Here is a 9,155-nt window from a genome sequence, read left to right on the forward strand (position 1 = left end):
TCTCTTCGGTTTCAAGGTTCAGGGTTGGGTTGTCGAGCGATGCGCTCAGTTCACGGTCTTGGCCCAGACGGCCTGGGCATTGGTGAACTCGCGCAGGCCGAAATGCGACAGCTCGCGGCCATACCCGCTCTTCTTCACGCCGCCGACCGGAATCCGGGCGTTCGACGCGGAGAAACCGTTGATGAACACCCCGCCCGTTTCCAGACGACGCGCGATGCGCTGGGCGCGTGCGACGTCCTGCGTCCACAGGTTGCCGCCCAGCCCGTAGTCGCTCGCATTGGCCAGCTCGATCGCGTGCTCCACGTTCTCGGCCACGGTAATGGCCGCCACGGGGCCGAACGTCTCCTCGTCGAACGCGGCCATCCCCGGCATCACGTTCGCCAGCACGGTGGGCGCGTAGAAGTTGCCGGCACCGTCCAGCTTCGTGCCGCCGAGCAGGAGCGTCGCGCCGGCGGCGATCGTCCGCTCGACCTGGCCATGCAGCTCGTCGCGGAGATCCGCGCGGGCCATCGGGCCGATCGCGCTGTCCGGGTTGAGCGGATCGCCGACGATCAATCGCTTCGCGGCTTCCACGAACTTGCGCGTGAACGCCTCGGCAATCGGCTTTTCAAGGATGAAGCGCTTGGCCGCCAGACACACTTGCCCGGCGTTCTGGAAGCGGGCCTCGATGGCGGCCTTCACGGCCAGGTCGAGGTTCGCGTCGGCCAACACGATGAACGCGTCCGAGCCGCCCAGTTCGAGCAGGCTCTTCTTCAGGGCCTGCCCTGCGGTGGCCGCCACGGCGGCGCCGGCGCGCATGCTGCCGGTCAGCGTGACGGCCGCGATCCGGTCGTCCCGGATTGCGCGGGCCACCGTGTCGTTGTCGGTGTTCAGGTTGGCGAACAAGCCTTTCGGGAAGCCGGCCGCCTCGTATGCCGCCTGGAGCGCATACGCGCAGCCCATCACGTTCGGCGCGTGCTTGAGCAGGAAGCCGTTGCCGGACAACATGATCGGCCCCGATGCGCGAATCACCTGCCAGAACGGGAAGTTCCAGGGCATCACGGCCAGGATCGTGCCGACCGGCAGATAGGACACGTGGACCTGATCGTCGCCATCGACGTCGACCGGTTCGTCCGCGAGGATCGCCGGGCCGTTCTGGGCGATCCAGTCGAGGGTGCTCGCACACTTTTCGATTTCCGCGTGGGCGGCGGCGAGCGTCTTGCCCATCTCGGCCGTGATCAGGGCGGCGAGCGTGTCGGTCCTGCCCCGCAACTCGGCGGCCAGACGGCCGTAGGCGGCCACGCGTTCGCGCATCGGGGTGGCACGCCAGAGGCGAAACGCTGCCGCGCTCTCGTCGAGAATGCGTTCGACGTCGCTCGGCGTCTGGAACGGGTAGCTTTCAATCCATTCGCCGGTGGCGGGATTGCGGGAAACGGCGACAGCGGCTGCTTGCGGGTTCGACAGCGTGGCGGGGACTGACATCGACGACCTCCATGACCTTTGATTGAGCAGCGTTCAGTGCTGCGATGAAGGTCAGTGTAGGGAGTCTCGATTCAGCGAAGAAGGCGTGCTGTAATCCTATGACTGCCGGTCATAGGCAGCGATCTTGGGGATATACGTCACCAGCGAGAGGTCCGGCCGCCCCTCCGGCGTCAAGGCGACGTAGGTGAACGAAATATGCCCGGCGGTCGGATGCTGAAGCCGTTTGCTGCCTTCGTCGAAGCCCTTCACGTCGATGTCCTTCCACCAATCCTGAAACTCCGCGCTCTCGCCGGACAGTTCCTCGACGAGTTCGTCGAACGGGGCCTTGTCCGTGGCACGCGCACGCGCCGCGCGGAACGCCGAAATCATGCCGCGCGCCATCTGCTCCCAGTCGAGGATCAAGGTGCGATACGGCCGATACAGAAAGAGCAAGCGCAAGGTGTTGCGTTCGTGCGGCTTCAACGAGCCGTAATCGACGAACAAGTCGGCAATCGCGTCGTTCCACGCGAGGATGTCGAGGCGCGCGTTTCGGACATAGGCGGGGATCGGATTGATGGCGCGCACCAGCTGTTCGAGCCCGGCGCTCACTTCCGTCTCGCCGGACGACGCGGCGGTCGGCGCCTCCCGCGTCGACAGCGCGAACAGGTGGGACGACTCCACGCGATCAAGTTTCATGACCTTGGCGATGCGCTCCAGCGCATCGACCGACGGCTGAATATCGCGCCCCTGCTCCAGCCAGGTGTACCAGCTGACACTGACGCCGGCCAGGACGGCGACTTCCTCCCGCCTCAAGCCGGGCGTGCGGCGCGGGCCATCCGGGAGGCCGAAATCCTTCGGCTGCAGTCGCGCACGCCGGCTGGTGAGAAAGGCGCCCAGTTCGCGCCGCTGTTCGGGAGATGTTTTCTTGACCATGCAGCACTGTACCTTTGTACGTGTGGGCTATCAGAAAAGTTGTCCGCAGCAGAAAGCAGCACGGAAACTCACGTGCCGTTTGGCTACACGATTCAGCTCAGGTCAAGCATCCTTACCGAGGAAAATGAATCGAACCGACGCGCAATGGCCGGCGCGAAAACAGAATGACCATGGCTGCCCAGCCATTTTGGTGAATGCGATACTGACGCCGCGCCCGACCTCCGATACGCACCGTACATCTGCCCGCCGCGCGGCATCCTCTGCGCGGCGCCCCTCTACTGCCGAAAGACGACGGGACTCTTTCCATGATCATCAAACCAGGCGACTTCCAACATCCGCAGGTCAAGGATCTTCTGCGTCTGCACCTGCAGGGCATGCATGCGAACTCTCCGCCGGACAGCGTGTTCGCGCTCGACCTATCCGGCCTCAAGCGGCCGGACATCGCGTTCTTCACCGCCTGGGAGGACGACACCTTGCTCGGCTGCGGCGCACTGCGCGAACTCTCGCCCACCCGCGGTGAAATCAAGTCCATGCGCACCTATCCGGCGCACCTGCGCCGCGGCGTGGCCTCCCGACTGCTCACGCACCTACTCGACCTTGCACGCGAGCGCGGCTATACGCGTGTGAGCCTGGAGACCGGTTCAGGCGATGCGTTCGAGGCCGCCGTGACGCTGTACCAGCGCCACGGCTTCATCAAGGGCGAACGCTTCGGCGACTACACCTCCACGGGCTTCAACCGTTTCTTCCATCTCGATCTGGCCGCGAACTGAACGCCTTCATGCGCACGCTGCGGTCTCGCGGCGTGTGCTCCTCTGCCGAACCTCCCGCCCCCTTCGCCTCGGCGCCACGCCGGCTCTCGCGTGCCGGTGCGGCGTTTCATTTTGATATTTACTGGTATCGGCTTAAATCCATAAATTTATACCAACCGTTTAATTTTGCATTTACGCCTATCGGAATTTGCTGCTAAACTAATCTCAGTCAATTAATGCACAATCTTGGTGAATATAGTTTTTGAAAAGCGGCTGAAGGTCAATAAACAGTTCAGCATTACCTGATTAAGCATCCGGCGCACCATTGCAGTGCGGTTGGGTGCTGACGACCGACGACAGCGCGAGTGCTCAGTTGTATCCGCATCGCATGCCTGCCGAAGCCGCCGGAGGGTCTCCGCGCATTCGGCGTCTGGGCGGCGGTGCTCCACCACCAGCGGTGGCTCGCGGGTAGCGTCGCTTACGAAGCCGCTACTGGTCCACGCTGTGCCATGATCGCGGCCAGTTCGCATTTTGTGATATTGAGCCGATTTAATTGATTCGTAAGCAATCGATTAACCTTCATCGCAACCCTGGCATTTAAGAAATGCAATTGCCAGCTCCAATTGGAGCAAAATTTGCTTCAATTCACCCGATTTATTTCACGCTGAAATTCAAAATGCGAGCATGATTTACTTCAACTACCGTTCGATACCTGAATTACGCGCCTGCACGGCCGACGAGAAGCATCGGGTCTGGCATTACTCGATGAAGAAGGCGATGCACGGCAAGATCCTGTTCTACCAGTTGCTGCTGATCGTGCTGCTGGCCACGCCACTGATCGCGATCGTCGCGCTCAGCATGCGCGAGCGCTTCCCTAACCCGTTCGTGTCGATTCCGCTCAGCTATCTGCTCGGCGTGATCGTGCTCTGGCTCGCCGTCCAGATCTCGAAGCTGACCTTGCTCAACGTGCTGCGCAAGGAGGTGGCGAGAACCCTGACGGCCTTCGGAACGCAGGTGCCGAACCTCGAATCCGGCTATTCGTGACACCTTGAAATCGAGTCTCAATCGACAACCAACGGGAGTGATTCATGATTGACAGATCCGCGTGGAGTGAGCGGTACAAGTTGGGGTTGGCTGCCATCAAGGCCCTGGAACCCGACAATGGTGACCTCGTGCTGAACAAGCTGCGCGAGGTGTCGCCGCGTTATCACGACATCAACGTCGAGTCCTACGGCGACTACTTCGGCGACGAGCGGCTATCGATCAAGCTGCGCACGCTGATCACGTTGACCACGCTGGCGGCGATCAACGCGTATTCGGGGCTGATCCAGTTCCATGCGAAGGCCGCGCTCGAGGTGGGCTGGACGCCCGATGAGATCTTCGCCGCGCTGGAACAGAACTCGCTGTTCGCCGGCTACCCGTACGCGATCAGTTCCATCTACACGGTACGCGAGCTGTTCATCCAGCTCGGCGTGCTCGCCACCGAGCCGCGCGCGGAATGAGCCGCGCTCACGCCCGCCTTCACCAGGAACGCTAGATGAACGTTATCGGCATATCGGCTCACTATCACGACGCGGCCTGTTGTCTGCTGGTCGACGGCAAGCTCGTCGCCGCGGCCGAGGAAGAGCGCTTCACGCGACTCAAGCACGATCCGTCGATCCCGCGGCACGCGCTGCGCCACTGCCTCGATGCCGCCGGCCTCGACATCGTCGATATCGACTGCATCGCCTATTACGAGAACCCGCACCGCAAGCTCGAACGGCAACTGGCGATGAGCCTGCCGCATCTGCACGCGCGGCCGAACCTGTCGTTTCGCCGCCAGGTCGATCCGGCCATCGTCATGCGCGACATTCGCGAGGTGCTCGGCTTCGAGGGCCGCGTCGAGTGCTTCGAGCACCACCGCTCGCACGCGGCCAGCAGTTATTACTACGCCGGCTTCGACGACGCGGCGGTGCTGACCGTCGACGGCGTCGGCGAGTGGAACACGATGTCGTTCGCGCAGGGTCGAGGCAGCCGTCTCGATCTGCTGGGGCAAGTCGATTTTCCGCATTCGATCGGCCTGCTCTACAGCACCATCACCGCCTATCTCGGCTTCGAGGTCAACGAGGGCGAATACAAGGTGATGGGCCTCGCCCCGTACGGCAAGCCGACGCTGACCGAGCCGATGCGGCAGTTGGTGAGGTGCAGCGAGGGCGGCAGCTTCGAGCTCAACCTGCAATATTTCGCCTTCATCGGCGAGGATGTGATGTACAGCCCCGCGCTGGAGGCGTTGTTCGGCCGCCCGGCGCGCCAGCGCGGCGCGACGCTCGACAGCTTCCACTACGACGTGGCGCGCAGCCTGCAACTGGTGCTGGAGGAACTGCTGCTCGAGAAGGTCCGTTATCTGCACGCGCTGGTGCCGTCCGAGAACCTCTGCATGGCGGGCGGCGTGGCGCTCAACTGCGTCGCCAACGGGCGGATCCACCGCGAGGGGCCGTTCCGCAACCTGTTCGTGCAACCGGCCTCCAACGATTCCGGCTGCGCATTCGGTGCGGCCGCGCTCGGGCACGTGCTGCTGACGGGCGAGGCGCCGGGCCTGGGAGAGCTGCGTCACGTCTATCTCGGCAGCGCCAACGAGAGCGCCGAGGTGAGCCGTCTGCTGGAGAACTCGCCCGCACGCTGGCAATCATTCACCGGTGACGAGGCCGCGCTGGTCGATGCCGTCGCCGAACGGCTCGCTGCGGGCAAGGTGATCGGGTGGGTGCAGGGCGCGATGGAGTTCGGCCCGCGTGCGCTAGGCGCGCGCTCGATCCTCGCCGATCCGCGCGTACCCGACATGCGGGAGCGAATCAACCGGGCCGTCAAGAAGCGCGAGGGCTTCCGCCCGTTCGCGCCGTCGGTGCTGAAGGCGCACGCGTCGAGCCACTTCGATCTGGCCTATCCGTCGCCATTCATGCTGGAGACCTGCCAGACGCGCTCGCCGCTCGAGCTGCCCTCGATCACGCACGTCGACGGCTCTGCACGCGTGCAGACCGTGGACGAGGCGGTCAGCCCGCGTTACGCGCGGCTGATCGAGGCGTTTCACCAGCGCACCGGCTGCCCGCTGCTGCTCAACACCTCGTTCAACCTGAAGGACGAGCCAATCGTGCGCACCGTCGAGGACGCGCTGATCTGCTTCCTGCGCTCGGCGATCGACTGCCTGGTGGTGGAGGACGCGCTGATCGATCGCGACGAAGTGCCCGAAATCTGGCTGAAGCGCTTCGGCGACACCGCCCCGCTGGTCTCGTCGGGCATCGCCCACAACGTCTACAGTTTCATCTAGGAGGCGAGTACCCGATGACATCTCCCACCCTAATTCGTTTGGCACAACTAATTGGTGATAATCGAGACGCACCCGAGATCATCGACCTCGTCAAGTCGCTGGTGCTCGGCGAAGCCACTGCCCTTCCGGCTTCCACCACGACGAAGCCGCCCGCCGGGCTTGCCGTATCGAAGCCGGCCGAGGCCGGCGACACGATCGGCTGCTGGCGGCGCGTCGCCGATCATCCGCAGCGTTTCGAGCGCATCAAGGACGCGCAGGGCAACTGGCGCACCTGGGCGGACCTGGAGCACTTCGAGTTGGACGGCGCGGCGCGGCGCGTGGTGTTCGTCGGCGAGTCGGCCGGACGCGGCTTCCTCTACGACCCCTACCTGACGCCCGCCGGCGTGCTGCACAAGCACCTGGAGCGACTCTCCGCATCCTCGGTGCAGGTGCTCGACCTGGCGCGCACCAACATGAGCTTCACGGAGAGCGTCGAGATCTCGACCCTCTCCGCCGAGCTGCTGCAGCCCGACGCACTGGTGCTGTTCGCCGGTAACAACTGGCTGTCGGCCGGCGACATCTTCGGCTACGTCGATCTGGTGGGCCTGTCGTCAGCGCTGCGCGCCGACGGGATCGCGGGCCTCGTCGCGACGCTCGAGCAGGCGCTGGAAGGCTTCGCCGCCCGGCTCGTCGGCACGCTCGCACGGATCGGCACGAGTACCGGCACGAAGCTGGTGCTCGCGATCCCCGAATTCAACCTGCGCGACTGGAAGCCCGGCTTCACGCAGGCGCCGCCCCTGTTGTCGGGGCCGGCGCTCGCGCAATGGGAGGCGCTGCGCGCCGAGGCCGAGGCGGCCCGCGAGGCCGGCGACGATACGCGCCTCGAACGCGCGGCCGACGCAATGCTTGGGCTCGACGGCGGCTATGCCTCGCACAGCCTGTGGCTGAAGGCACAGGCGCTGCTGCACGCACAGGGCGCGCCGGCCGCGCGGCCCTGGCTCGAAAAGGCACGCGACATGGCGGCGATCCTGCCCGTGCCGCAGGCGCCCGGCATGCACACGCGCTCGATCGACGCCCTGCGCCGGCACGCCGCTGCGGCCGGCATCGCCGTCGTGGATCTGCCACAGCGCATCGCCGAAGAGGGGGCGCTGCCGGGCCGCGAGCACTTCCTCGATTACTGCCACCTGACCGAACTCGGTATCGATACGCTCGCGCGGCATGCGGCGGCGGCCGTGGTGACCGCGCTCGGCTGCGGCAAGCCTGGCCCCGACAAGGCCGACGACAAGCCGGCCTATGCGCTGTCGGCGCGCGCCCGGGCCAGCGCCATGTTTCTCGCGGCGATCCACAACGCGAACTGGGGGCAATCGGGCGAGATCATCGCGCACTGGGTCGACTCGGCGATCGACACGGCGCCCGACGACGTCAGGCGCTGGTACCGCTCGTTCCTCGCGTTCGAGACTTGCCTGCAGCCGCGCTGGACGCACCAGGCATTCGACGATCTCGACATCGCGCAAGTGGAGCGCTACATGGGCTTCAAGCTCAACCCGCACCTGGCTGACCACGAGTTGAAGTCGGCGATGGTTCAGGCGCTGGCGCGCCACGGCGAGACCGGCGTGCGCGAAGCCTGGCATGCGCAGCTGTTCGACGCCTATCTGCGGCCCGGCACCACGCAGGACCTGCTGCAGCCGCAGCACGCGGCACGGCACCACGCGGCGCTTCGCCCGTTTCACGAGAACCCGGGCTACTACCAGGCCGTTGGCGGCGAATCGGACTTCGCCGTGATCTCGGACGGCCGTGCCGGCGCCGTGCTGCGCTCCGTGATCCGGGCCCCGCGCGGCTTGTACGGGCCGGCCCGCTGCCTGGTCAGCCTCAACGGACGCACGGTCGGCACGCTTGCCGTCAGCACCGCCTGGAGCCGTGCCGAAACGATGATTCCCGCCGATGCGCTGGTGCCCGGCGTGAATCGCCTGGTGCTGCACTGGCCCGCACCCGACCGCGTCGACGACACGCTGGTCGAGCGCGCGGCACGCAGCCTGTCGATGCAGCGTGGTCCGGAGGTGTTTCACGTGCGTGGGCAAATCCACCGCCTGACGCTGATGGCTGCGAGCCCGGCCGCCTAGCCCTCGAATCCCGGAGTCCTTCCATGTCCACGCTGTCCCGGATCCTCGCGCTGCCGCCCGTCGCGCGGCTGATCTTGTTATTCCAACTGCTGATCAATGCCGGCAGCTTCATGGTGATCCCGTACCTGGCCGTCTATGTGGTCAAGGACATTGGCCTGAGCGTCGCGTTCGCCGGCATCGTGCTGACCGTCAAATCGGCCTGCCAGCGCGGGCTGATCCTCTATGGCGGCTACCTGGCCGACCGCCACGGCGAATTCGTCGCAATCGTGCTCGGCAACGTGTTGCGGATCGCGTCCTATCTCGGGCTCGCGCTGTTCACGCACGACGCCGGGCTGCTGGTCAGCGCGGCACTGCTGGGCGGCAGTGCCGCGCTCTTCATCCCGGCCTCGAAATCGGTACTGGCCAAGGTCGTGACCGACGACCAGCTCCACTTCGCCTATGCCACGCGCAACGTCTTCAACAATCTCGGCGTGGCGGCCGGCGGCATCCTCGGCGGCGTGCTGATGCGCCTCTCGCCGACGATGATCTTCCTCGCCGCGGCGGCGATCCAGGCGATGGTGCTGACGTTTTTCGTCGTCGCGGCGCGCGGCGCGACGCGTTCGCGGCCGGAATCGGCCCGGTCACGGCCGGGGG

8 protein-coding genes are annotated in these 9,155 nt (G+C 65.3%); 6 read left to right on the forward strand and 2 right to left on the reverse strand.

Going from position 1 to position 9,155, the window contains the following annotated elements:
* Positions 1–45: 45 nt before the first annotated feature.
* On the reverse strand, positions 46–1,461 hold the full coding sequence (locus ACYP33_RS01105) for an NAD-dependent succinate-semialdehyde dehydrogenase (RefSeq protein ID WP_459619157.1): 1,416 nt from the start codon (positions 1,459–1,461) through the stop codon (positions 46–48).
* Positions 1,462–1,557: 96 nt separating this feature from the next.
* Positions 1,558–2,373, reverse strand: a complete 816-nt coding sequence (locus tag ACYP33_RS01110) for a helix-turn-helix transcriptional regulator (RefSeq protein WP_414440716.1) — start codon at positions 2,371–2,373, stop codon at positions 1,558–1,560.
* Positions 2,374–2,678: 305 nt separating this feature from the next.
* Between ACYP33_RS01110 and ACYP33_RS01115 the strand changes: the two genes are divergently transcribed.
* From ACYP33_RS01115 to ACYP33_RS01140, 6 genes are all read left to right on the forward strand, one after another.
* Positions 2,679–3,143: a GNAT family N-acetyltransferase gene (locus ACYP33_RS01115; RefSeq protein WP_459619159.1), complete on the forward strand. Its 465-nt coding sequence runs from the start codon at positions 2,679–2,681 to the stop codon at positions 3,141–3,143.
* A 663-nt stretch (positions 3,144–3,806) separates the two neighbouring features.
* Positions 3,807–4,166: a hypothetical protein gene (locus ACYP33_RS01120; RefSeq protein WP_414440714.1), complete on the forward strand. Its 360-nt coding sequence runs from the start codon at positions 3,807–3,809 to the stop codon at positions 4,164–4,166.
* Between the two features lie 44 nt (positions 4,167–4,210).
* Positions 4,211–4,624: a carboxymuconolactone decarboxylase family protein gene (locus ACYP33_RS01125; RefSeq protein ID WP_414440713.1), complete on the forward strand. Its 414-nt coding sequence runs from the start codon at positions 4,211–4,213 to the stop codon at positions 4,622–4,624.
* A gap of 35 nt (positions 4,625–4,659) precedes the next feature.
* Entirely contained in the window at positions 4,660–6,423 is a 1,764-nt protein-coding gene (locus ACYP33_RS01130) for a carbamoyltransferase family protein (protein WP_414448652.1), read from the forward strand.
* A gap of 14 nt (positions 6,424–6,437) precedes the next feature.
* Complete coding sequence (locus tag ACYP33_RS01135) at positions 6,438–8,522, forward strand: hypothetical protein (RefSeq protein WP_459619162.1); 2,085 nt, start codon at positions 6,438–6,440, stop codon at positions 8,520–8,522.
* 23 nt (positions 8,523–8,545) lie between these two features.
* Positions 8,546–9,155, forward strand: a 610-nt coding sequence (locus ACYP33_RS01140) for an MFS transporter (RefSeq protein WP_459619164.1), incomplete at its 3' end; no start/stop codon positions are given.

Source organism: Burkholderia sp. 3C, assembly GCF_054589155.1.